This is a genomic window from Frankiales bacterium, assembly GCA_016125335.1.
In the GTDB taxonomy this organism is placed as follows: Bacteria; Actinomycetota; Actinomycetes; order S36-B12; family CAIYMF01; genus Longivirga.
This window is the reverse complement of the sequence record WGLY01000036.1, coordinates 43336-65890: the sequence shown is the minus strand read 5'-3', so window position 1 is coordinate 65890 and position 22555 is coordinate 43336. Positions and strand designations below refer to the sequence as shown.

20 protein-coding genes and 1 pseudogene are annotated in these 22555 nt (G+C 71.3%); 11 read left to right on the top strand and 10 right to left on the bottom strand.

What is annotated here, in order from left to right; translation table 11 throughout:
• Nucleotides 1–353 precede the first annotated feature (353 nt).
• Complete coding sequence (locus tag GC157_17430) at nt 354–797, top strand: hypothetical protein (GenBank protein ID MBI1379238.1); 444 nt, start codon at nt 354–356, stop codon at nt 795–797.
• A 151-nt stretch (nt 798–948) separates the two neighbouring features.
• Here GC157_17430 and GC157_17425 read toward each other — a convergent pair whose 3' ends face one another.
• From GC157_17425 to GC157_17410, 4 genes are all read right to left on the bottom strand, one after another.
• On the bottom strand, nt 949–2088 hold the full coding sequence (locus GC157_17425) for a hypothetical protein (protein ID MBI1379237.1): 1140 nt from the start codon (nt 2086–2088) through the stop codon (nt 949–951).
• Between the two features lie 241 nt (nt 2089–2329).
• Entirely contained in the window at nt 2330–2893 is a 564-nt protein-coding gene (locus tag GC157_17420) for a hypothetical protein (protein MBI1379236.1), read from the bottom strand.
• A 901-nt stretch (nt 2894–3794) separates the two neighbouring features.
• Nucleotides 3795–5048, bottom strand: a complete 1254-nt coding sequence (locus GC157_17415) for an IS256 family transposase (protein ID MBI1379235.1) — start codon at nt 5046–5048, stop codon at nt 3795–3797.
• 1174 nt (nt 5049–6222) lie between these two features.
• Nucleotides 6223–7095: a hypothetical protein gene (locus GC157_17410; protein MBI1379234.1), complete on the bottom strand. Its 873-nt coding sequence runs from the start codon at nt 7093–7095 to the stop codon at nt 6223–6225.
• A 467-nt stretch (nt 7096–7562) separates the two neighbouring features.
• Here GC157_17410 and GC157_17405 point away from each other — a divergent pair, with 467 nt between their 5' ends.
• On the top strand, nt 7563–8099 hold the full coding sequence (locus GC157_17405; protein MBI1379233.1) for a hypothetical protein: 537 nt from the start codon (nt 7563–7565) through the stop codon (nt 8097–8099).
• 121 nt (nt 8100–8220) lie between these two features.
• Here GC157_17405 and GC157_17400 read toward each other — a convergent pair whose 3' ends face one another.
• Complete coding sequence (locus GC157_17400) at nt 8221–8586, bottom strand: peroxiredoxin (GenBank protein MBI1379232.1); 366 nt, start codon at nt 8584–8586, stop codon at nt 8221–8223.
• Nucleotides 8587–8751: 165 nt separating this feature from the next.
• Entirely contained in the window at nt 8752–9072 is a 321-nt protein-coding gene (locus GC157_17395; GenBank protein MBI1379231.1) for a hypothetical protein, read from the bottom strand.
• Here GC157_17395 and GC157_17390 point away from each other — a divergent pair.
• Nucleotides 9071–9994, top strand: coding sequence for a hypothetical protein (locus GC157_17390; protein ID MBI1379230.1), 924 nt, complete (start codon nt 9071–9073; stop codon nt 9992–9994). The genes GC157_17395 and GC157_17390 overlap by 2 nt on opposite strands.
• Nucleotides 9995–10022: 28 nt before the next feature.
• On the opposite strand, the gene GC157_17385 is transcribed toward GC157_17390, so the two are convergent.
• Nucleotides 10023–10556, bottom strand: coding sequence for a DUF4234 domain-containing protein (locus GC157_17385; GenBank protein ID MBI1379229.1), 534 nt, complete (start codon nt 10554–10556; stop codon nt 10023–10025).
• 194 nt (nt 10557–10750) lie between these two features.
• On the opposite strand from GC157_17385, the gene uxaC reads away from it, so the two are divergent.
• The 6 genes from uxaC (at nt 10751) to GC157_17355 (ending at nt 17233) form a co-directional block, all read left to right on the top strand.
• Nucleotides 10751–12148, top strand: coding sequence for a glucuronate isomerase (gene uxaC / locus GC157_17380; GenBank protein MBI1379228.1), 1398 nt, complete (start codon nt 10751–10753; stop codon nt 12146–12148).
• Nucleotides 12149–12189: 41 nt separating this feature from the next.
• On the top strand, nt 12190–13512 hold the full coding sequence (locus GC157_17375; protein MBI1379227.1) for a mannitol dehydrogenase family protein: 1323 nt from the start codon (nt 12190–12192) through the stop codon (nt 13510–13512).
• Between the two features lie 64 nt (nt 13513–13576).
• Complete coding sequence (locus tag GC157_17370) at nt 13577–14818, top strand: D-galactonate dehydratase family protein (GenBank protein ID MBI1379226.1); 1242 nt, start codon at nt 13577–13579, stop codon at nt 14816–14818.
• A 178-nt stretch (nt 14819–14996) separates the two neighbouring features.
• Entirely contained in the window at nt 14997–15551 is a 555-nt protein-coding gene (locus tag GC157_17365) for a SigE family RNA polymerase sigma factor (GenBank protein ID MBI1379225.1), read from the top strand.
• Nucleotides 15548–16300 carry a DUF4232 domain-containing protein gene (locus GC157_17360; protein MBI1379224.1) on the top strand — a complete coding sequence of 251 codons (753 nt, stop codon included), beginning with the start codon at nt 15548–15550 and terminating at the stop codon, nt 16298–16300. The genes GC157_17365 and GC157_17360 overlap by 4 nt, the downstream gene beginning before the upstream one ends.
• Nucleotides 16301–16522: 222 nt before the next feature.
• The gene (locus GC157_17355; protein MBI1379223.1) at nt 16523–17233 is read left to right on the top strand and encodes a hypothetical protein; all 711 of its coding nucleotides are present in this window, start codon (nt 16523–16525) and stop codon (nt 17231–17233) included.
• A gap of 69 nt (nt 17234–17302) precedes the next feature.
• Here the strand turns inward: GC157_17355 and GC157_17350 are convergent.
• Nucleotides 17303–17817, bottom strand: a pseudogene (locus tag GC157_17350) (TrmH family RNA methyltransferase).
• 255 nt (nt 17818–18072) lie between these two features.
• On the opposite strand from GC157_17350, the gene GC157_17345 reads away from it, so the two are divergent.
• Nucleotides 18073–18537: a phage tail protein gene (locus GC157_17345; protein MBI1379222.1), complete on the top strand. Its 465-nt coding sequence runs from the start codon at nt 18073–18075 to the stop codon at nt 18535–18537.
• A 131-nt stretch (nt 18538–18668) separates the two neighbouring features.
• The gene (locus GC157_17340; GenBank protein ID MBI1379221.1) at nt 18669–19823 is read left to right on the top strand and encodes an alpha/beta fold hydrolase; all 1155 of its coding nucleotides are present in this window, start codon (nt 18669–18671) and stop codon (nt 19821–19823) included.
• A 31-nt stretch (nt 19824–19854) separates the two neighbouring features.
• Here the strand turns inward: GC157_17340 and GC157_17335 are convergent, their stop codons facing one another.
• Together GC157_17335 and GC157_17330 are read right to left on the bottom strand one after the other, a co-directional pair.
• Nucleotides 19855–20715 (bottom strand): GNAT family N-acetyltransferase, encoded by an 861-nt coding sequence (locus GC157_17335; protein MBI1379220.1) that lies wholly within the window; start codon nt 20713–20715, stop codon nt 19855–19857.
• A gap of 135 nt (nt 20716–20850) precedes the next feature.
• Nucleotides 20851–22521: an STAS domain-containing protein gene (locus tag GC157_17330; GenBank protein MBI1379219.1), complete on the bottom strand. Its 1671-nt coding sequence runs from the start codon at nt 22519–22521 to the stop codon at nt 20851–20853.
• Nucleotides 22522–22555 lie beyond the last annotated feature (34 nt).

The following is a 22555-nucleotide window of genomic DNA, read 5'->3' as shown; positions in this document are numbered from 1 at the left end:
CCGGATCGTTCCTTGGGCAGGCGGCGTGCTCATGACCGGATCGGAAGTCCGCCGGATGCGGTTACGCTTCGACGGGACCTGCGACTGCAGAGCCCAGGTGCCGGCAGGCACCGACGCCGGCTACTTGACCGTTTTGAAGGCGGCGGTCTGCCCCGACTGCCTGGCCAGCCTCGCGGGCCCGACACCGCGGGAACGACACCGCAGGAACGACAAGCGCTCCGAACGCAGCACTCTCCACAGGGCCAGCTGAGGGCAGCTCGTCGCTGCAGCGGGAGTACGAACGACGCAAGCAGGCCCGCGACGACCGCGTCACCACTCGCTTCCCCGGCATCGGCAGGTTCCTGCGCGCCGTCATGCCGGAGCCCGCGGCGACGACGGCTTTCAGGACCGGCGCGGAGGGCGAGCGCAAGGTCGCCGAGCGGATCCTGGGACGCGCCGGGGACCAGGCGCTGTTCCTGCACAACCGTCGCATCGTGCCCGGCCGACGCGACGGCGATCTGGACATCGTCGCGGTGACGGCGCGCGGCGTCCTGGTCATCGACGTCAAGCACTACAAGGACGCCAAGGTCGAGGTTCGTACCCGTGGCGGCCTGTTCAGCGCCCGAACCCAGCAGCTCTACGTCGGGGGCCGCGACAAGACCGCATGGGTCGCCGCGATGGACAAGCAGCGCTGCGCGGCCAGGTCCGCCCTTGACGCCCACGAGCACACCGACGTCCCGATTCTCCTTACCCTCTGCTTCGTCGACGCCGCCCTGCCGCTGCTCGAGAAGCTCTCGATCGGCGAGATCGCGATCTAGGGTTCCCGCCAGTTGGGCCGACGCATCAAGCCCGCCGACGGGCCGTACACCGACGAGCAGCGCCGAGCCATCCACGCCGCGCTCGATGGGGCGCTCCCACCCCGAAATACGTGAGGTGGATGGGGCGAAGCGTCCCGACAGGCACGTATCGCTAGTTATCGGTGGTGAGTTGCTCCGGCTCGGGGGCCGGCAGGACCGAGCCCTCAGCTGTCGCTTCTGTGGCCGCCGTGGCGGTGGCTTTCGCAGGTACCTGTCGGTCAGGAACAGCCGGGGCGGAGCGCTCGAAGTCCAAGTCATTGAGCCCACCGAGGCGGTCAGCGATTGCGGGCCCTGAGACTTCTCGGAGCACCCGGACTGCGAGCCTCAGCATCTGGCGATGCTCAGGAGTGAACAAGTGGTCGAACGCGCGAGCCTGGTAGTTGGTGTCCCCGGCTAGCGCGTCGAAGCAGGCCAACTCCGCTGTTTGCAGAATGTCCGCTGCGATTCGACCGTTGTTCCTAAGCGCTTCTACAAGATCCGCGTATCGACCAACCCAAGGCGCAGGCGCAGCGACGACGGATCCCAAGTCCGGGACGTCGACGTCCCGGCGGGTGATGCCCGAATCCACGTAGGCCTGATGCACCTGCTCGAGGTAGTAGCGCATGAGCTTGTTTGCGGATGCGATGACCTCGAGGGTGTGCTGATCATCGGGATCCCCCGTCATGTGGCCTCTCATGACGCGAGCCTCGAGCTCCAAGCGGCCGACTTGATCTAGATGCCTGGCGTCCTCACACGCGGCGATGAGGAGATCAACGAGTGCGTGACCTGCCACGACAACATCGGTCGGCTCAGGAAGCGTTCCCTTGGTGGAAGCGACCTCACCCAACGTGGTCAGAGCCCCAAGAATCTGGTGGGGGCGAGCGATCAGAGCATCGAACCGTAGAAAGGCAATCAGGCTAGACGGAAGCCAAGCCAGGCCCTTCAGCTGGACATCGACCCGCTTCTCAGCAGCCAGGCAGGCCGCGCCGTCCACGTGGGCGAAGCGTTCCGGAACCCACGCGATGGATGCCTCGCGCGCCTGAAGAGTTCGCATGTCGAGGGTCGAGAGTCGGAGCCTCGCAGCTAGGTCGCGGCCGCGCTTTGTGATGGTCTGGCGGACGAGAACGGCGCGGTCGACCTCCAGGAGACCTCGCAAACCCGCTAGCCACAGCAAGCGATCCGGTTCCTTCGACTGTCCGAGGCCCGACTTGCACTCCAGGAGTGAGCGGGACACCTGGAGTCTGCGGGTTGCCTCCACCGCCAGGACGTCCATGTCTGTAATGACGTCTCGCCCAGCTTCTTCCTCGACTCGGACGGGCACCCGGAGCCTGACGAGCGCTCCTTCGGAGAACTCCAGCCGTCCGATTCGCCGCTCGAGATCTGCCCCCTGGTTGTCGTCGGAGGGCTGCGCCGCCCCCTTTGACGACCTGCCCTCCCTGGACGAGCGGGACGATGCCCGAGCACGCCCTGAACGTGATCCACTCTTCGATCCACTGGTCGCATCGGGACTCACGTCAGAACGACCTCCTTCCGGTTACCTCGCGAAGCGCCGCGACCAAGCGAGCTTCGTCGGCGCTTGTTGAACCTGTCTCCGTTGCCAGCTGTGCCCTGGCGCGTTCCACGTGGGTGTAAGAGCGTTGATCCCGGATGCCACCAATCCCCGTCGCGGTAGTCGATGACGAGTCCCTGGCACGGAGAATCTTCAACGCCTCTTCCGCGACGTCCGCCTGAAGCAACTGCAGGCGGAACCTCCCCGTCGACGATCCAGGGATGACTCGAACGATTCCCCCCGTCTCGAGCATCGGGTAGTCGGTCCCAATCGGGGAAGCGTCACCTGCTTCCCCATCAGATATCAGGCGCGAAACGAAGGCGGCGGGATTCGACAACTTGTAGTCGGCGTAGGTGGCGGCGTAGATCATCGATCCAACCAACTGTCGTACGTGCCCCGAGGGGTCACCGCTGGGAACCCCGAACGGATCGCGCCCGAGATGGGGTGTGAATAGGAATCGTCGTTCCGTGCCATTGCTGGTGGCCACGACCGTTCGCTGTATGAGGCCTTGGCTGACGGCGAAATCGATCCATCTACGTTCGGTACTAGTCACAGCAGACTCCGGCATCCCGGGTGCGGCAGCGACCTCCTCCAACAGTGCACCGACCTCACGGCTGACGTTTGCGTCCTCGGATCTAAGCGCAGCAGCCGCCACCGAGTCGTCGCTTGTCCACACGTTGGGGTTGAACACGGCACTGCGACCGTCGTCCGCCTGGACCTCCCGTACAAGGCCTAGTTCCTTTAGGTGCTCGAGTGCCGCAACGGCTGCCTCGTCGCTATGGCTGGCGGCAGCCTGCAGAGCGGCCTCTCGCTCGAGGGGCTGACGGGTGGTGGATCGGAGCAGTTCGAGTGCGGCGCGCTCCTCGGCAGTGATCATGACAACAGTCAGCACGGTGTCCGCCGCAGAAAGCAGAGTTGTCGGCGGAGGGATCAGGTCTTCGACGGAAACCATCGAGCCGTCGCCGGCATCGTTGATCTTGATCCAGCCGAGTTGATCGAGAATCGGCAGTACAACCCTGCGAAGCTCATACGGAGCAATCTTGGCCTCGATGCCAATCGCGTCTACGCGTGCGGCGGAAGACAGCGCTGAACCGCGCAGTCTCCAAGCCATCTCATAGACCTTGCCGGCGATGCTGAGATTCCCCAGCGAGGCCGTCGCGGCAGTGACCGAATACGCAGACAAGTGCCGATGAAGCCCAAGAACGATCTCAGAATCCTGCATCCCCGTCCCCATTCCGTCCCCTGCTGAGAGCCTAGCCAACAAGCAGCTTGTGCGGATCGCTCGGCATTCGTGCGCGTAGCCGCGCCGATAGGTGTCCGAGTCCGCACGTCAGGGACTTCTGTGAACTGGCCACATGTCAGCCTCCAGGAGTTCCCCTGGTCAAGTCCTCTCAGATGGTGTACGGGTTCTGGTCCCTCGTCGTCGTTGGTCAGGCTGTGAGGGCCTGCAGGGTCAGGTCGTCGGTCACCTCCGTGGTGCTGGTGGTCGTGATCTGGGAGCGGGCGATGACGTCGAGGCCGAGGTAGCGGCGGCCTTCCGCCCAGTCGTCGTGCTGCTCGGCCAGGACCGCTCCGACGAGGCGGATGATCGAGGCCCGGTCGGGGAAGATCCCGACGACGTCGGTGCGGCGGCGGATCTCGCGGTTGAGTCGCTCGTTGGGGTTGTTCGACCAGATCTGGCGCCAGACCTCCTTGGGGAAGCCGGTGAACGCGAGGATGTCGGCGCGGGCGTTCTCGAGGTGCTCGGCGACCGCGGGCAGCTTGGCGGTGAGGGCGTCGACGACGCGGTCGAACTGGGCGTGGACCGCGGCGGCGTCGGGCTGGTCGTAGACCGAGTGCAGCAGCGCCTTGACCCACGGCCATGACGTCTTCGGGGTGACCGACATCAGGTTCGCCGCGTAGTGCGTCCTGCAGCGCTGCCACGAAGCGCCGGGCAGGGTCGCGGCGATCGCCGCGGTCAGGCCGGCGTGGGCGTCGGAGGTGACCAGCCGGACCCCGGTCAGGCCGCGGGCGGTCAGGTCGCGGAAGAACCCCAGCCAGCCGGCGCCATCCTCGGCGGTAGTGACCTGCAGGCCGAGGATCTCCCGGTGCCCGTCGGCGTTCACGCCGGTGGCGACCAGGGCGTGCACGTTCACCACGCGCCCGCCCTCGCGGACCTTGAGGACCAGGGCATCCGCGGCGAGGAACGTGAACGGGCCGGCCTCGGCCAGCGACCGGGTGCGGAACTGCTCGACGTGAGCGTCGAGCTCCTTGGCCATCACCGAGACCTGCGACTTGGACAGCCCGGTGATCCCGAGGGCCTGCACGAGCTTGTCCATCCGCCGGGTCGAGACCCCGAGCACGTGGCAGAGCGCGATCACCGACGTGAGCGCGCGTTCGGCGCGACGGCACCGCTCGAGCAGCCAGTCGGGGAGGTAGGTCCCCTCGCGCAGCTGCGGGATTGCCACGTCGATCGTGCCGGTGCGGGTGTCCAGCTCCCGGTGCCGGTAGCCGTTGCGGGAGTGGACCCGATCCGGGGACACGACCCAGTACTCGGCGCCGCAGACCGCGTCGGCCCGCGCGGACATCAAGGTGCTTACGAACATCTGCAGCAGCTGGCGCAGCAGATCAAGGGACGCCTGAGCGAGCTGTTCCTCGAGCAGGCGGGCAGGGGTCGATGCGGAGTTCGATCCGCGTCTCGTCACTCACCGGTGAGGTCATGCCTCTCCCCGGAACACTGAGCCGTGGCGCCTTGCCGAAATCGGGCATCCAACTCCGGCCGAGACTTTGATTGAGGCGTTTCGTACGGATGGTTGGGCTGCGTGACCGACCACAGTCCAACTGATCGATCACTTGGCTATCCGTCCTCGACTGTGAGCTCCCTGTTGGGGTAGATCGTCAGGCGAATCTCCCCGGTCGCCGAGTTGTTGACAAACTCCAGACCGCTTCCCGCCTCCGCCGCAGCGATCATGACGGGCTCAAGCGCCTTCGTCTGTCTGATACCCCAATCGGATTCGGCCGGACTCGCGCCGAATCGCGGTGGGCCATCTTCTTGTGTCCCCCTGAACTGACCAACTGCCCACCGACCGACGCGTCTAGCGCCCACAGCGGAGTCCCAAGCGAGGGAAACTAGCGAAGCCAGCGAGACGGGTGTGCTCGTGGCCCAGATGACCAACGTGCCGTAGACGGTGGCCAGCAGTTCGTACGAACCGCGGCGCGAATCAACAACCCAAAGGCCACCACGTTCTGGCCGGACCGGATAAGCCCACCCGTCATCCTTGCCAAGGTAGTAGTTCTCAAGGGTCGAGGCGGCACGACGAAACGCCAAGTCGAGGTCTCGAGTCCTCGATGCAACACCATGTGCGTCCTGTCCCGTGTACCGGAGGGACACGAGGAGACCGGGCACCGCCTCCTCTGACTCGAGCCACCGAGGCTGCATGAACCGAGACCTCCGCTGCCGGAGTTCCGCTCGCAGGATTCGTTTGACTCGGGTCCCATCAGTTGGGCCAAGGTCCTCCAATCCACGTCCGTAGGCTGTCGAGACCCGTCGGCTCGTGATGGAGCGACTTGAAGGTTCGGGAGCAGGCTCCACGGGCAAGGTCTGATGCGCGAGTCGAGCCAGCCGACCGGGCAACGCGAGATCCCGTTCCTTGCCAGGCTCTGCCATACGGGCACTTCCCTCTACGACCTGCCTTTACGTGCATTGTACGAGCGTGGCATAACTCCAACCGGTGAATGCCTTGGACCGCACGCTGGCCGGGAAGATCAATGGAACGTCGAAGGGCAGCGACGACTGACCCCGCCCACGGGTCGGTCACTTGACGTGCGGGTACGACCTTCGCCGGCCTGACCGTGCGCGGTCCTATCCGCGGGGTGCAGTCACGCCGCGGTGTAGCGAGCAAGGAGACCAGCGGTTGCTGCGAGAACAGCATTGGCGTCGCCTGCGTCCCACCCGAATCCGTCCGTGGTGCTGTCGTCGTGGTGGGCAGCGCTCGCCAGGCCCTTGACGTCGTAGTAGATCGCTGCCCAGCGCTGATCCTGGGTGCGGTCCTGCGCCTTGACCTTGAACACATCTGCTGCGGAGGGCAACTCAACCAGCCGTGCGAGGTTCTCCAGAACGCGACGGCATGTCGCGACGCAATGCTCCCACTGGTGATCTCGAAGCTCAGCTCTCGCTTGGCGCAGTCGAGCAGTTGCCTGCGCCAGCGAAGCCGCGTCCCCGGCTGCGGCGCCTGGCGGCTGCTCACTAGCGTCCGTCAGTGGACTGGGCACGCGAAGCAGGATGCCAACCTCTGCTCCCACTTGATCGAGCAATTCGAGCCAGCGCGTGCGAGTGATCCGATAGTGAACCTCCTCCGTGTTGGTGGGGTGAACACTCGGGTTCGGATTGAGGAGCGTCGCTTGCAGCTTCAATGTCAGCGCTACGTCATCTTCGCCGCGACCGGCTTCTAGCGCGATCAGCTGATCGTCCGAGAGCGTCAGCACCAGTTCCTCGCCGACAACAGAACCGTGAAGCGTCAGAACCTGCGGTTCGAGCCCACCGAGCCACCTGAAGTATGGGCGACTACTCCAGACGGTTCCCACAAGAAGTACCGCGGTACTAGGCATCGGTGTGGCCACTTCAAGCCAGGTTCCCGCCATGTTGACGGGGAACACGAGGCGATGCGTACCCGACCCAGGGGTGAGGTACGCATCGCCGAAGGCGATGTGAATCTGGCCAAGAGGCAGGAAGCGTATCGAAGCGGTGGTCACGTTCAAGGACTAGCACGAACGCTGGCATTGGCGGGCGCACACGGACGTGTCCGTTCCACATTCATACGCCTTCGTCCCATGGACGATCGCGGCAATCCAGGGAACGCCCGGTGCCCTTCGTCCGTCCCCGGCGTGCCGCTGTCGGTCGCCCTCCTTGTTGACGGCGTCAACACCCAGACCCAACGGAACCCGATCGATCCGGACGGAACCCGACGGGTTTTGCATGCGACCAAAGGGATCCGACGGGTCTCGACGGTCTTGTCGAGTTCGATTCCCGCCACCTCCACTCACTCACCCCTGTTCACGAGAGCAGCCCCTGCCATCGGCAGGGGCTGCTCTCGTCGGCGGGGTCCGCGAGGTGGCTCGAGAGCCCAGACCGTGCGGGCTGACAGTTGCTCGCACGCCACGGGCCGCCGGCGAAGGCCGCAACCTGCGGTGGCCGGTCCTGACAGACGGATAATCCCCACGTGACCTCACCACGGCGCCGAGCCAGCCTCGGGGCCCTGCTCACGACCACCGCGCTCGCCCTCGCCGGCTGCGCCCAGTTCAACGATGCCAAGGTGCAGCAGCAAGCCCTTCTCGCCCAGGCCACCGCCATCACCACGAGCGCCCCCACGCCGACCGGCGACTGGACCCCCGCGAAGATCACCCCCGCCTGCAGCATCAACATCGACTGCATAGAGCCCGACGTCGTGATCACCACTACCACGACCATCCCGACCAGAGGTGCCGTCCCGCGCCTGTGCGCCGACGTCGCCACGTGGGCGCACACCACCCTCGACGCCGCACTCGACACCGCCGAATGCACCCGCACCCTCACCAGGCGCATCCCCGTCAACCAGCCCCTCACCTGGGCCGCCGACAACGTGCCCCCAGGGGACGTCGACGGTCACCCCGCGCCACGAGCCCTCACGCTCACCCTCACCAACCCCAACATCACACCGACGACCGACGTGCCTGAGACCGTGACAGCGACTCTCGCCATCACCCTCACCACGGCCTAGCCCAGCCGTCGGAGACCCGGTCGCCCCAGCGGGGCGACCGCAGGGCCGAGCCGCGACCTCCCGAGGTGCTCCCCGTCGGCGATGCGCTGCGGTCACTCTCGGCCGGCACCCGGTTGCGGCGTCAGTAGCTGAACGTCGTCGCTGCGTCGTCGCCGATCCACTGCCAGAGCGGGATCGTCCCCTGCAGCTCGGCGTTGGCGGCGAGCGTCGCGGCGTCGAGCCTGCGCGAGTTGAAGCAGATCGGGCACACGTAGTAGCGCCCACCCGCTGCCTCGTACCGGGCGACGAGGTCGGCCAGCGGCGGGCAGCCCTCGCAGGCGACGCCGGTCGCGGTCGTGCCGCTCACGAGCCGGACGGCGTCCTTCGTGAGGAACATCAGCGTCTCGCGGCCGGTCTCGGCGGCGCCGACGGCGACGAGGAAGGCCACCGTCACCTTCTCGGGGTCGTCCATCCCTGTCGTGAGGCTAACGACGGCCTTGTGAGTCATTCCCCGTCCTCCTGTGGTCGTGGCGTGCCGGTTCGCTGATGTCGTCCTGCGCCGCGTCGCGGGCCGCGCGCAGGCGCTGGAGCCGGCGCCAGGCGGCGCGGTACTCCGCCACCGCCCGGCGCTCGGCTGCGCGCTCGGCCCCCCACGGGGGCCGAGGCAGTGGGGTCACGCGGGCAGCTGGTCGTCGACGAAGTTGTAGATCGGGTCGCCCCACGGCGTGAGCTGGTTGCCGAGCTTCACGCCGCACACCAGGCCGTTGCCGTTGCCCGGCTGCCCGAACGAGCGGATGCCGCTGGTGGGACTGTCGACCGCCGCGGGCACTTGGTAGCCAGCCGCGCTCAGCTCGGCCACGGACAGCACCGAGTAGCCGGCGGGGCAGCCGTCCGACGGAGGTGCCGCGGCGGCGGGCGTCGCGGTGGCGAGGATCGCGAGAGCTCCGGCGGCGAGCGGGATCCCGAGCGCGAGTCGTGCGTGGCTGATCTGCATGGTGACCTCCTCGACAACGGTGCTGGTCGAGGAGCATCGTGGGCTCGAGCAGCGGGCAGCTCCCATACGACGTTCGTCGCATCCTGCGGTGACGCGGTACCCACGCCGGCGGCGTCGCCGTAGCGTCGAGCACCGGAACGAGGGAGAGCCCATGACCCGCACCACCACCGAGGCCGACCTCCAGGTGCTGCTCGACGTCGTCGCCTCGGCGCGCGGCCCGCGGCCCGCCGCCGGCGGCTTCCCGGACGACGCGGTCGCCTCGATGAGAAGGCTCGTCGACGCCGACCTGGTGTCGTACTTCGAGCTGGATGTCGCCTCCGGACTCGTCCACGTGGACCAGACGTGGGAGGGCGGCAGCCACGTCGAGACCGTCCGCGAGGTGCGGCTGCCCGACGACGACGCGTTCCGCCGCCACTACTGGCAGACGCCGTCCTGCTCGTACGCCTCGGTCAGCGGCGACGACACGACGATCACCGCGCGCACTGACTTCTACGGCGACCGCACCTGGCACCGCATGCCGATGTACCGCGAGTACTTCGCCCCGGCCGGCATCGACAACGAGATGATGTGCTGCCTTCCCGCCGGGGGCACGAGGATCCGCAGGCTGATCTTCTTCCGCTCGGCCGGCTGCGACTTCGACGACCGCGACCGGCTGCTGCTCGCGCTGCTGCGGCCCCACCTCGCCGAGATCGACGTGACGCCGGACGCCGGCGACCGGCCCGCGGACCTGACCCCGCGCCAGTGGGAGCTGATGAACCTCGTCGCCTCGGGGCTGAGCAACGCCGAGATCGCGCGGCGGCTGCACGTCACGACCAACACGGTGCGCAAGCACCTGGAGAACATCTTCGCCCGGCTCGAGGTCGGCACGAGGACGGCCGCCGTCGCGCGTGCGTTCGGCGGCCGTCCTCCCGTGCCTCAGTGACGTCGGGGTCGGGCCCGACGTCGAGGGATCACCGCACCGATGCGGGGATCTTGTTGAGCTCGGACTGGTAGTAGAGCGTGTTGAGCCCGAACACGAACATGAGCAGGACGCCGATCAGCGGGTTGCAGCTCGAGCCGATGCCGGCGGAGGCCTGTGCCGTGGCGATGCGCTTGCCCGTGTTGTACATGCTGATGAACGGCGGCAGCACGAGGAACGCACCGGGCACCACGGCGAGCCACGCGACGAACGGCGACACCTGCACCCGGGGGTCGGCGTCGCGGAGCTCGGCGTTGATCGTCGGGTACCAGTACCAGTAGTAGAAGCCGAGGGTGATCAGCGGCAGCAGGAACCACACGGCCAGCACGTTGCGGCTCTTCACCGCCGTGGGGCGCACACCGCCCGCCCTGCGCGAGCCGTGGGCCGGGGGAGCCGGCGTCGGGTACGCCGCCATCTCCGAGCCGGGCGCCGGCGCGCCACCCAGGGGCGGCTGTGCCGGAGCGGGCACGCCGGTGGGGACGGGACCGCCCGGAGCGGCGCTCGGCTCGGGCTGCTGGTGCGACATGGGTGGTCCTCTCACGACGGGCGCCCTCGGGCGCGGCGCACGGCAGGAGCCGTTCCCCCGTCGTGCGGCGTTCAGCGTGCCACGCCCGATCGACGGGAGCGGGCAGGCGCGGCGCGAGGCCGTCCGGGCAAGTCGCTGAGATCGCCGGTGCGCTGAAGCAGACTGGCCGGGTGACCCGGCCGCGTCGACCCTTGGTGCTGCACCCGGACCGTCTGCTGCCGCCGGACCCCGGCGTCCGCGAGATCGCGCGGCGCATCCTGGCCGAGATCCGGGGCCTGCCGATCATCTCGCCGCACGGGCACGTCGACGCGCGCCTGCTGCTCGACGACCTCCCGTTCCGCGATCCGGCGTCGCTGCTCGTCACCCCGGACCACTACGTCACCCGCCTGCTGCACGCCTCCGGTGTGCCGTTGTCGGCGCTCGAGGTGGGCCGCGGCCCGCTCGACGAGGAGTCGGCGAGGTCGGTGTGGCGGCTGCTGTGCGAGCGGTGGGACGTGTTCCTCGGCACCCCGGTGCGCACCTGGCTCGAGGCGGAGCTCGTCGAGATCTTCGGCGTCTCGGTGGTGCCTGACGCCGATACTGCCGACGAGGTCTACGACGCCGTGGCCGCCCGGCTCGCGCTGCCCGAGCTCACCGCGCGCCGCCTCTACGAGCGGTTCGGGATCGAGGTGCTCGCCACCACCGACGACCCGGTCGACAACCTCGCCGCGCACGCCGCCCTGCGCGCCGACCCGACGTGGTCGGGACGCGTCGTGCCCACCTTCCGGCCCGACCGCTACCTCGAGCCGGCATCTGCGACCTGGCCCGACGACGTCGAGCGGCTCGGTGCGGCCGCCGGGGTGGACGCCGGCACCTACCGCGGCTGGGTGGCCGCGATGGAGGCGCGCCGCGCGTACTTCCTGGCGCACGGCGCGCGCTCCGCCGACCACAGCCACGAGGACGTCGGCACGGCACCGCTGCCGCCGGCCGACGCCGAGCGCGTCTACGCCGACGCCCTGCGCCGCGCGGCGTCGGCGGCGGAGTGCACGGCGCTGCGCCGGCACATGCTGCTGGAGATGGCGCGGATGTCGACCGAGGACGGCCTCACGATGACGCTGCACCCGGGGGTGCGGCGCAACCACCACTCGCCCACGCTGCGCGAGTTCGGCCCCGACACCGGTCACGACATCCCCCTGCGCACCGAGTTCACGGACTCGCTGCGCCCCCTGCTCGAGCGCTTCGGCACGCACCCCAACCTGAGGCTCGTGCTGTTCACCGTCGACGAGTCCACGTTCTCGCGCGAGATCGCGCCGCTCGCCGGCTTCTATCCGTCGGTGTACGTCGGTGCCCCGTGGTGGTTCCTCGACGCGCCGGACGCCGTGCGCCGGTGGAGATCGGCCGTCACCGAGACCGTCGGGCTCTCGCGCACGTCCGGCTTCGTCGACGACACCCGCGCGTTCTGCTCGATCCCGGCCCGGCACGACATGGCGCGCCGGCTCGACAGCGGCTTCCTCGCCGGGCTGGTCGCCGAGCACCGCATCACCGAGGACGACGCGATGCTCGCCGCCGTCGACCTCGTCACGGGCCGCCCGCGCGAGGTGTTCGTGCTGTGAGCGCGCTGCGCCGCTCGCGCGCCCGTCCGCCGGCCCGTGCCCTGCACCTGGGGCTGGGCGGCTTCTTCCGCAGCCACCAGGCCTGGTTCACCCAGGCCGCCTCGGATCGCGACGCCTGGGGCATCGCGGCGTTCTCCGGGCGCAGCCGCCGCCTCGCCGAGTCGCTCGCGCGGCAGGACTGCCTCTACGTGCTCGACGTCCGGGCGCAGTCCGGCAGCAGCTACGAGGTGGTCGAGTCGCTCGTCGCGGCGCACCCGGGTGACGACCTCGCGGCCTGGTCCGCGTACTGGGCCGACCCCGCGGTGCGGTACGTCACGCTCACCGTCACCGAGGCCGGCTACCACCTCGGCGCCGAGGGCGCGCTGGACGAGAGCGACCCCGACGTCGCCGCAGACCTGGGCGACCTGAGGTCGGCCCGGGCGGGCGACCAGCCACCGCTGCGCACACCGGTCGGCCGGCTCGTGTCGGGGATGCGCGCCAGGCGGTCGGCCGACGCCGGGCCGATCGTCGTGATCCCGTGCGACAACCTGCCGGACAACGGCGTCGCCCTCGCGGCGTCGGTGCGCCGCCTGGCCGAGCGGGTCGATCCCGCGCTCGCGGACTGGGTCGCGCACTCCGCCACGTTCGTGTCGACGGTGGTCGACCGGATCACCCCCGCCACCACCGACGCCGACCGCGCGCGGATCGCGGCCGGGAGCGGCTACGACGACGCGGTGCCGGTGGTGACGGAGCCCTTCGCCGAGTGGGTGCTCGAGTCCGCACCCGGCGGCGAGCTGCCGAGGTGGGACACCGCCGGGGCGAGGTGGGTGCCCGACACGCGACCGTACGGCACGCGCAAGCTGGCGCTGCTCAACGGCGCCCACTCGCTGCTCGCCTACGCGGCGCCGTGGCGCGGCCACCGCACGGTCGCCGAGGCCATCGCCGACGACGTCTGCCGGGCGTGGGTCGAGCAGTGGTGGGACGAGGCCTGCGCCCACCTGACCCTGCCGGACGCCGAGCTGGCGGCCTACCGGGCCGCGCTGGCCGAGCGGTTCGCCAACGCCGCGATCGAGCACCGGCTCGCGCAGATCGCCCAGGACGGGTCGCTCAAGCTCCCCGTCCGCATCCTGCCGACGCTGCGGGCCGAACGGGCGGCGAGCCGCCTTCCACTCGGCGCCGCCCGGGTGCTGGCCGCGTGGGTGCTCGCCCTGCGCTCGCCGGACGGCCCGGCCCCCGACCCCCGCGCCGCCGAGCTCGTGGCGCTCGCCGCCGGACCCCTGCGGCAGGGCGTGGCCCGCGCGCTCGGCGTCCTCGACCCGTCGCTGGCAGCCGACGCCGAGCTCGTCGCCGCCGTCGTCGCGCTGGGCGAGGAGCTCGCGCGGTGACCCGGCACGCACCCCCGGCCGCGCACGCCGGCACCGTCCCGACCGAGAGGAACCAGTCGCAGCCATGAGCACACCGCAGCACCGGATCGTGGGCGCCGACGTCGTGGTCACGAGCCCGGACCGCAACTTCGTCACCCTGCGGATCACAACGTCCGAGGGCTTCACGGGCCTCGGCGACGCGACGCTCAACGGTCGCGAGCTCGCCGTCGCGGCCTACCTCGCCGAGCACGTCGTCCCGCTGCTGATCGATCGCGACCCGCAGCGCATCGAGGACACCTGGCAGTTCCTCTACCGCGGCGGCTACTGGCGCCGCGGACCCGTCACGATGGCCGCGATCGCCGCCGTGGACATGGCGCTCTGGGACATCAAGGGCAAGATCGCGGGGCTCCCCGTCTACCAGCTGCTCGGCGGCGCCAGCAGGGCCGGCGCCCGGGCGTACGGCCACGCCAGCGGCACGGACCTGCCGTCGCTGTTCGACTCGATCCGCGAGCACCAGGAGCTCGGCTACACCGCGATCCGCGTGCAGACCGCGGTGCCCGGCATCACCGCGCTGTACGGCGTCGCGGCACAGGCGATCTCGGGCACCCGCTACGACTACGAGCCCGCGCGGCGGCAGGCGCTTCCGGCGGAGGAGGACTGGGACACCGGCGCCTACCTGCGCCACCTGCCGTCCGTGTTCGAGGCCGTGCGGAACGAGTTCGGCCCGCAGCTCACCCTGCTGCACGACGGGCACCACCGGATGACTCCGATCCAGGCCGCACGCCTCGCGAAGGCGCTCGAGCCCTACGACCTGTTCTGGCTCGAGGACTGCACGCCCGCGGAGAACCAGGAGGCGCTGCGGCTCGTCCGCCGGCACAGCACGACACCGCTGGCGATCGGCGAGGTCTTCAACACGGGATGGGACTACCAGACGCTGATCTCCGAGCAGCTGATCGACTACGTGCGCTCGTCCGTCACGCACTTCGGCGGCATCACGCCGCTGCGCAAGCTGATGGATCACGCGGCCGCGTACCAGGTGCGGTCCGGCTTCCACGGCCCCACCGACATCTCGCCCGTCGGCATGGCCGCCGCGCTGCACCTCGACCTCGCGATCCACAACTTCGGGATCCAGGAGTACATGCGCCACGGCGACCGCACCCAGGAGGTCTTCCGGCAGAGCTTCACGTTCCAGGACGGCTACCTGCACCCGGGCGACCAGCCGGGGCTGGGCGTGGAGCTCGACGACGAGGCCGCCCGCCGGTACCCGTACGAGCGGGCGTACCTGCCGGTCAACCGCCTGCACGACGGCACCGTCCACGACTGGTGACCGGCCGGCGCGCGAACGCGCCCCCCTTGACGGTCCTCGCACCGCCTTCATGCGCCATCACGCGAGGCGACGTCCCGCACGGCCTTCCTCGTGCCGGTCACGCGGAGGGAGCCGCAGGGAACGTTTCGGGGCTCTCGCAACGATGAAGGGGTGACGGGGAGCCGAGGAGGTGCGGGGCGTGGACAGAGCTGCGACGGCGCTCACGCCGGACGAGGCCGGGTTCCGCGGCTGGATGGCCGTGCGCGCCCCGGCCCTGCGGCGCAAGGCGTACTTCCTCTGCGGCGACTGGCACACCGCCGACGACCTCACACAAGAGGTCCTGGTGTCGGTGTACTCGCGGTGGTCCCGGCTGGCGGGCAGGGGCAATGTCGACGCCTACGCCAACCGGGTGCTCGTGGGCAAGCACGTGGACGTGCTGCGCCGGCCGAGCCGGCGTGAGACCTCGGTGCGCGAGCCGGTCGACACCGTCGACGCCGGCGCCGCGGCGGCGTTCGACGCGGTGGACGCCCAGGACGCGCCGCTGCTGCGCGCGCTCGCCGCGCTGCCCGGTCCGCAGCGCGCCGTCGTGGTGCTCCGCTTCGTCGACGACCTCGCCGTCGACGAGATCGCGCGGGTGCTCGACGTGCCCGTGGGCACCGTCAAGAGCCGCCTGTCACGCGCACTGGATTCCCTGCGCACGTCCTTGGGGCCGGCCGTCTCCGTGCCGGCGCACGAGTGGGAGGAACCCTCATGAGCCCCGACCTCCAGCAGCTGTTCGACGACGCGGGGCGTACGCCTCCGCGCACGCACTGGGCCGCGGACGACGTCGTCCGACGGGGCGACACCCGGCGCCGCCGTCGACGGGCGCTCACCGCGACCGCGTCGGTGGCCGCGACGGCCCTCGTCGTCACCGGGGCGGCGCTGCTCCTCTCGCCCGGTACGGACGAGGGCGGACTGCCGGCCGCCAGCAGCCTGCCCCCGGCCGCGAGCAGCACGGCCACCGTGGGATCGCCGGAGCCGACGACCACCAGCGCGACGTCCACGCCCACCCCGACGCGAACCGCGTGCCGGGCCTCCGAGGTCTCCCTCGCGCTCGGCGCGGGAGGCGCGGCCGCCGGCACCAGCTACCGCTCGGTGGTGGCCACGGTGAAGGACGGCGGCTCGTGCACGCTGGCCGGGTACCCAGCCGTCACCGTCGCCGACGCCGCCGGCCAGGTGGTCGGCTCGCCCGCGCTCCACGATCCCGTGGCTCCGTCGAAGTCCGCCGTGGTCGGTCCCGGCCTGGCGTCGTTCCTGCTCGGCCTCGCCGACACCGCGAACTACGACCCGGCGGCCTGCGCGCCGGTGCCGGTGACGACGCTGCGCGTGGCGCTGGCCGGCGACCCCACCGTGATCACCCTCGCCCTGCCGGCCGGCACCCTCACCTGCTCGCACGACGTGTCCGCCCTCGGTGCGCCGATCACCGCCGGCCCCTGGGTCGCGGGCCCCCCCGCCCGGCAGTAGGTGGGCCCGGGCCTCCGCAACTGTCGTCCCGACCGGTCGGCGGTGGGCCGGCGGCCGATTGTCACCGCTCCACGTATGGGCCGGTCGCGCGGCGCATCAGGCGGAGCATCGGCCCGACGGGAGCGGGCTCGGCCCCGTGGCGGCGACCCGCCGCGCGTCGATGGCATGATCGGCCGCTGCCGCCCCGCCGTAGGCTGCATCGGCAGAGGCTGCCTGACGGGGGTGGGAGACGTGTTCGCGCGGTTCGGGGGCTTCACCGGCCTGTTCGCTCTGGGTTTCATCGTGATGGCCGCCGTCTTTCGCGACTGGTTGGTCGCCGGGACGCTCGTGGTCGTCCTCGGCCTCATCGCGGTAGGTCAGTTGCTGGCCCGGAACAGGGCGCGACGCCGGATGACGGAAGGCGTCCTCTCGGGCAGCACGCGGTGGCGCGGCCGGGTGATCGGACTGGGCGTCGCGATCTTCGACGGCAGGACGTGGGCAGTGTGGTTCAACGACGGCGTCCCTGTAGACGTCGTGGCCGGCCAGGCCGCGCTCGCGCTCGAGCCCCGAGGCCTCGGCCGGCGATGGGGTGGCCAGCACGATGTAAAGATCCCGTGGCGCGACGTCGTCGGCGCCCGCACCCGTGACCTCGGCCGGCAGACCCCCGAGGGCAAGGTCTCGTTCGTCCCGCTGACGGCGGTCACGGTGCTCGTGGTCGGCGACCTCGTGCCGCCGCGCCTGCGCCTGGACGAGCTGATGCCGGAGGAAGAGCTGACCGACGACGAGCGGGCACAGGCGGACGAGGACCTGGCGGGCTACCTGGCCAGGATCCGCGAGTCCTTCGGCGACGACTACGAGTTCGGGGTGCTCCCGCTGGAATTCATCACCTCGGACGCGACTGGTCTCGTGGAGGCCGTGTCCGCCCGCGCCCGGGGCACGATGCCGTCTGTCTAGTCGGGCCACCTCGGGCGCCCGTGAGCGGACAGCGCCTGTGCCGTCGCCTCCCGGGAGTCGTGGCCCTCGTCAGGAGAGGCCGGCGAGGCGGTAGGCGACGAGGCTGCCGGCCACCGCCACGTTGAGGCTCGAGCCCCAGCCCACCATCGGGATCTCGATGCACTCGTCGACCCCGGCGAGGACGTCGTCGGGGACGCCGTGGTGCTCGTGCCCCAGCAGCAGCACCGTGGGCACTCGTGCCGGGGCCAGGCGCGGAAGGGGAGTGGCGCCCTCGGCGAGCTCCACCGCCACGATGCGCCGGCCGGCCGCTGGTCGCTCAGCCAGCCCTCACGGGTGGGTGCCACCCAGTGGATGCAGGGGCGTCGCCCCTTCAGCGTGTCTCCCACCGTCAGCGCATGGCGGTAGTGCTGTGTGCGGGGGACCGCGATGCAGGCTCCGACGGCGTCGCAGGTGCGCAGCAGCGTGCCCAGGTTCGCGTCGTAGGCCACCCACAGGGGCGCGACGACCAGGTGGCCCCAGCAGCCGTGCCGCCGGGGACGGCGGCGGTCCCGCAGGTCCTGGGGGCTCGACTTCACCCCGCTCACGGGCGGGGACGTGCAGCTCCGGATGTGGTCACGGTGAGGCGCCTTTCAGCGGCGGCGCCGGTCCATCGACGGTGAGGGGGAGAGCGTACGCCGGACCCGCCTGCCGGAGGAACGACGTCTCGACCAGTGGGTCCGGCTGCTCGCGGGCGAGCCGGCCGCGCGGGCCGCTCTCTCGGCCTTGCTGGGCGAGGGCTAGCACCGGAGTCGGCCCGCCGCCGTAGGCTGTCGCCGCCCGTCGGATGCAGGAGGAAGCTCGTGTCGTACGTCGTCGACTTCACGGACGTGTCCACGGTGGGCCTGGAGTCCTCGCCGGTGGCCGAGGCGCTCGCGGGGCTGCGGGCCAACGAGGCCCGCTACTTCAAGAACAAGTACGGGCACGACTTCACCGTGCAGCCCGCGAGCAAGGCGAAGAAACTCATCGCCTACGTGAACCGCATCCTCGAGCAGGAGCGCGGCCTGGTGATCGCGTCGACCCCGCTGGAGGCCACCGAGTTCGAGGTCGAGGGCATCCGGTGGACCTACGTGTTCTACGAATCGGGCCTGTCGATCAACGTGCTCTACACGCTGGGCGACGCGGGCAAGCGGGCCGTGGGCTTCAAGCTCTCCGACGGCATGGACGTGCCCGAGGAGCTCGCCGACAAGTTCAAGTTCGCGCGGCAGCGGTCCAAGCTCGCCGGGACGATCCGCGGCTCGTTCTTCGTCATCAAGGGCGAGTACTGACGCAGGTGTTCTGACCCCTCGTCGGCGCTCCGCGTTCCGCAACGGCGGCCCGGCGTCGGCGATCCGGCCCCACCGCGCTCGTCGGGCAACGCCCGCCACGGCCCGCGTACGTTGGCTGTCGGCGGGATGAGATGGGCGCTCCCCAGGGATCCGTGGCCGCGACGGGCGGTCCGTCGGCGTCGGCACCGGCCACGCCGGCCGGTGGGGCGCTGCTCGGCTGGACGGCGCTGTTCGTCGTCGGCATTCTCCTGGCCGCGGCCGGCGCCGGGATCGGCCTGCGGCACCTCCAGCTGGAGGGGACGACCGCGACCGCCGTGCTCGGGCTGGGACTGCTGCTCGCCGGGCTGGCCGTCGTCGGCTGGTCGGCGTCGCGCCTGTGGCGCGGGCTCGCGGGACGACGCCGGTGGTGGCTCGTGCCGCTCTCGGTCGTCGCAGTGGTGGCGTCGTGGAGCGTGCTGATCGCGGTGATGGCCACGGTGGTGCCGGCGACTCCGCTCGACCGGAATGCGGCGGCGACCGTGCCCGTGGCGCTGCGCGAGGTGCACCCGGTCACCGACGACGGCGTCGCGCTCTCCGCCTGGTGGGCGCCGCCCACCACCGGCCCCACTGTGGTGCTGCTGCACGGCGCGGGCGAGAACCGTGCGGCGACGGCGTCCGCCGCGGCGGTGCTGGCCCTGCACGGCTACGGCGTGCTGCTCCTCGACGCGCGCGGGCACGGCGACAGCGCCGGCGCCGGCATGGACCTCGGCTGGTACGGCGACTCCGACGTGGCGGCGGCGATCGGCTTCCTGCGCGCCGACGGCACGGCGGACCTGCGCCGGGTCGGGCTGCTGGGCCTCTCGATGGGCGGCGAGGAGGCGATCGGGGCGGCCGCCTCGATCCCGGAGGTGCGTGCGGTGGTCGCCGAGGGGGCCAGCGCGCGGACGGCGGAGGACAAGGACGCGTGGCTGCCCGGGGGAGTCGCGGGCTCCGTCCAGCGGGTGGTCGACGGCCTCACCTACGGCCTGGTCGACGTGATGACGCCGGCAGGTCCGCCGGTGCCGCTGCGTGACGCCGTGCGCAGCGCCACGGGCACGCGCTTCCTGCTCATCGCCGCGGGCACGTCACCCGACGAGCAGGCGGCCGCCGAGGCCGTCCGCGCGGCGGCGCCGGACCGGGTGTCCGTGTGGGTGGTGCCGGGCGCGTCGCACACCGGCGCCCTACGCACCGAGCCGGCCGCGTGGGAGGACCGCGTCGTCGCGTTCTTCGACGCCGCGCTCGCCGCGCAGCCCACGCCGACCGGCTGACGGCGGCACGCTTCGAGCCGCAGTGACGGCGTCAGGCCTCGCGGACGACGTCGCACACCGGGGGGAGCGGCTCGAACCCGGCCGACGCGTACGTCGCGACGGCCACGACGTTCGAGCTCGCGGTGTTCACGAGCGCGCTGCTCGCACCCAGTGCGTGCAGCGCGGCGGCGGCGGCGCGCGCGATGGCCGTGCCGAAGCCGTGGCCGCGATGGTCGCGGTGCACGCCCAGCGGCTCGAGCAGCCCGGGGCGTCCCGGGCCGGCCGACCACACCGTGCAGGCCGCCACGGCCGTGCCGTGGTCGTCGTAGCCCACGAGGCAGCGCGCGTCGGCGTAGGCCGGGCCCTCGGCCATGGCGTGCCAGCGCGAGTCGGTGAAGGTGGAGCGGTCGAACGCCGCGCGCTGGACGGCGGTGCGCACACCCACGGTGGCCGGCTCCACCTGCTCGATGCGCAGGCCGACGTCGGGCAGGCTGGCCAGACGGTGGCGCAGCGGCGCGCGCGGGTCGCGCTCGACCCAGCCGCGCTCGAGCAGCAGTGCTCGCACGCGGGAGCCCACCGGTGCCTCGACCGCGACGCGGCCGGCGGGCAGCACGCGGCCGGGCGTGACGAGGTCGTCGACCACCTGCGCCGCGGCCTCGTCGTCGAGCCGCGCCTCGGGCGCGATCGCGAGGCGCAGCACGTCCGGCTCGTCGAGCAGGCCGACCACGAGCGGGTTGCCGCCGGAGTCCCAGGTGCGGGTGGCGGCGGCCGTCGTCGTCGCGCCGAACCGCCAGAACCAGCCGAGGTCGCCCGGGTGCAGCTGGAAGGGGTCGTCGTCGCGCTGCCATCGGCCCAGTGCTGCGAGCAGCTCGGTCAGGTGCTCCACGGGCGGGGTGCGCAGCTCGAGGTCCACCGCCCGATCACAGCGCAGCCGGCGTCGCACCACACCCGAGTTTGTCGTCGACCGGACCCGTCGTTACTGCCCGAACGACCGGATCCAGGCCCGGACTCCGCGCTTTCGGGCAGTAACGTCGCAGCCTGGCGAGGCTCAGCGGGCGGGGTCGTGCGCCACCCGGTGCGCGTGCACGCGCGCGTGCTCGATCGCCTCGGGCGTGGTGGCGAACACGTGCCGCTCGTGCGCGAGCTGCTCGTAGACGCGCAGCCGCTGGAGCACCTGCACGTGCTCGGGCCGCACGCCCGAGAGCAGCACGGTGACGTGGCGCCCCTCCAGGCGGCGGATCGTGTCGGCCAGGATCGAGGCGCCGGTGGCGTCCAGCGTGGCGAGGTGCGACATGCGCAGCACGACGACGCTCACCTGCGAGATCTCGGAGAGCTCGAGCAGGAAGGTGTGCGCGGCGCCGAAGAACAGCGACCCCTCCAGCCGGTAGGCGACGATGTGCTCGGCGAGCAGCGACGCCTCCTCGGCCTGGTGGTCGTCGGAGTCGAGCGACACCGGCTCGGTGTCCAGGCGCGACGCGCGGGCGACCTGCTGGAGCGCGAAGAAGCCGGCCACCACGAGGCCGAGCAGCACGGCGGTGACGAGGTCGAACGCCACCGTCGCGACCGTGGTGAGCACGAGCACGACGGCGTCGCCACGGGTCGAGCGCAGGATCGCGCGCAGGCCGGTCACCTCGATCATGAGCACGGCGGTCGCGATGAGGACGCCGGCCAGCGCGGCGAGCGGGATGCCGGCCACCAGCGGCGCCAGCGCCGCCATGACGACGAGCAGCACGAGGGCGTGGGTGAGCGCGGCCAGCCGCGAGCGCGCGCCCGAGCGCACGTTGACCGCCGTCCGCGCGATGGCCGCGGTGGCCGGGATGCCGCCGAAGAACGGCGTCACGACGTTGGCCAGGCCCTGGCCCACGAGCTCCTTGTCCGGGTCGTGGCGCTCGTCGACGCGCATGCCGTCGGCGACGGTGGCCGAGAGCAGGCTCTCCAGCGCGCCGAGGGCGGCGACCGCCACGGCCGGCAGCACCAGGCTGCCCAGCGAGCCCCACGGCACGACCGGCCACGACGGGTGCGGCAGGCCTGAGGGGATCGAGCCGATCGTGGGCACCGCCAGGTGCGTCAGCTGCACGACGACGGCGGCCACCACGACTGCGGGCAGCGACACCGGCCAGGCCGGGCGCCAGCGCACCGCGCCGAGCATCACGACGACGACGAACGCCGCCACGAGCGGCTCCGCCCAGTGCGGGTGGGCCAGCCACGAGCGGACCGCCGACACCGCGACCGCGAGCACCTTCTCGCCCTCGCCGGACGTCCCGAGCGCGGCAGGGATCTGCTGGAGCCCGATGATCAGCGCGATGCCGACGGTGAAGCCCTCCACCACCGGCACCGGCACGTAGCGCATGTAGCGCCCGGCGCCGGTGTAGGCCGCCACTAGCAGGATGAGCCCGGCGATCAGGCCGACCACCAGCACCGTGGACGCGCCGTACTGCGCCACGATCGGCACGAGCACGACGGTCATCGCGCCGGTGGGGCCGGACACCTGGAGGTTGCTGCCGCCGAAGACCGCGGCCACCGCGCCGGCGATCGCGGCCGTGATCAGCCCGGCACCGGCTCCCAGGCCGGACGTGATGCCGAAGGCGAGCGCGAGCGGCAGGGCGACCACGGCGACGGTGAGGCCGGCGACCAGGTCGCGCTTGGGGTCGCGGCGGACCGACTGCCACTCGGCGCGGCCGGGCAGCAGCGCGCGGATCCGGCGTCCCACCCGGGCGATGCCGGTGGCCGGCGGCGGGGCGGCGAGGGCCTGG

Coding starts and splice junctions, on each gene's coding strand:
- GC157_17370 (MBI1379226.1), top strand. CDS start 13,577: ATGAGCACACCGCAGCACCGGATCGTGGGCGCCGACGTCGTGGTCACG.
- GC157_17390 (MBI1379230.1), top strand. CDS start 9,071: ATGGTGACCTCCTCGACAACGGTGCTGGTCGAGGAGCATCGTGGGCTC.
- GC157_17400 (MBI1379232.1), bottom strand. CDS start 8,586: ATGACTCACAAGGCCGTCGTTAGCCTCACGACAGGGATGGACGACCCC.
- GC157_17430 (MBI1379238.1), top strand. CDS start 354: ATGCCGGAGCCCGCGGCGACGACGGCTTTCAGGACCGGCGCGGAGGGC.
- GC157_17385 (MBI1379229.1), bottom strand. CDS start 10,556: ATGTCGCACCAGCAGCCCGAGCCGAGCGCCGCTCCGGGCGGTCCCGTC.
- GC157_17360 (MBI1379224.1), top strand. CDS start 15,548: ATGAGCCCCGACCTCCAGCAGCTGTTCGACGACGCGGGGCGTACGCCT.
- GC157_17395 (MBI1379231.1), bottom strand. CDS start 9,072: ATGCAGATCAGCCACGCACGACTCGCGCTCGGGATCCCGCTCGCCGCC.
- GC157_17340 (MBI1379221.1), top strand. CDS start 18,669: ATGGGCGCTCCCCAGGGATCCGTGGCCGCGACGGGCGGTCCGTCGGCG.
- GC157_17425 (MBI1379237.1), bottom strand. CDS start 2,088: ATGGACGTCCTGGCGGTGGAGGCAACCCGCAGACTCCAGGTGTCCCGC.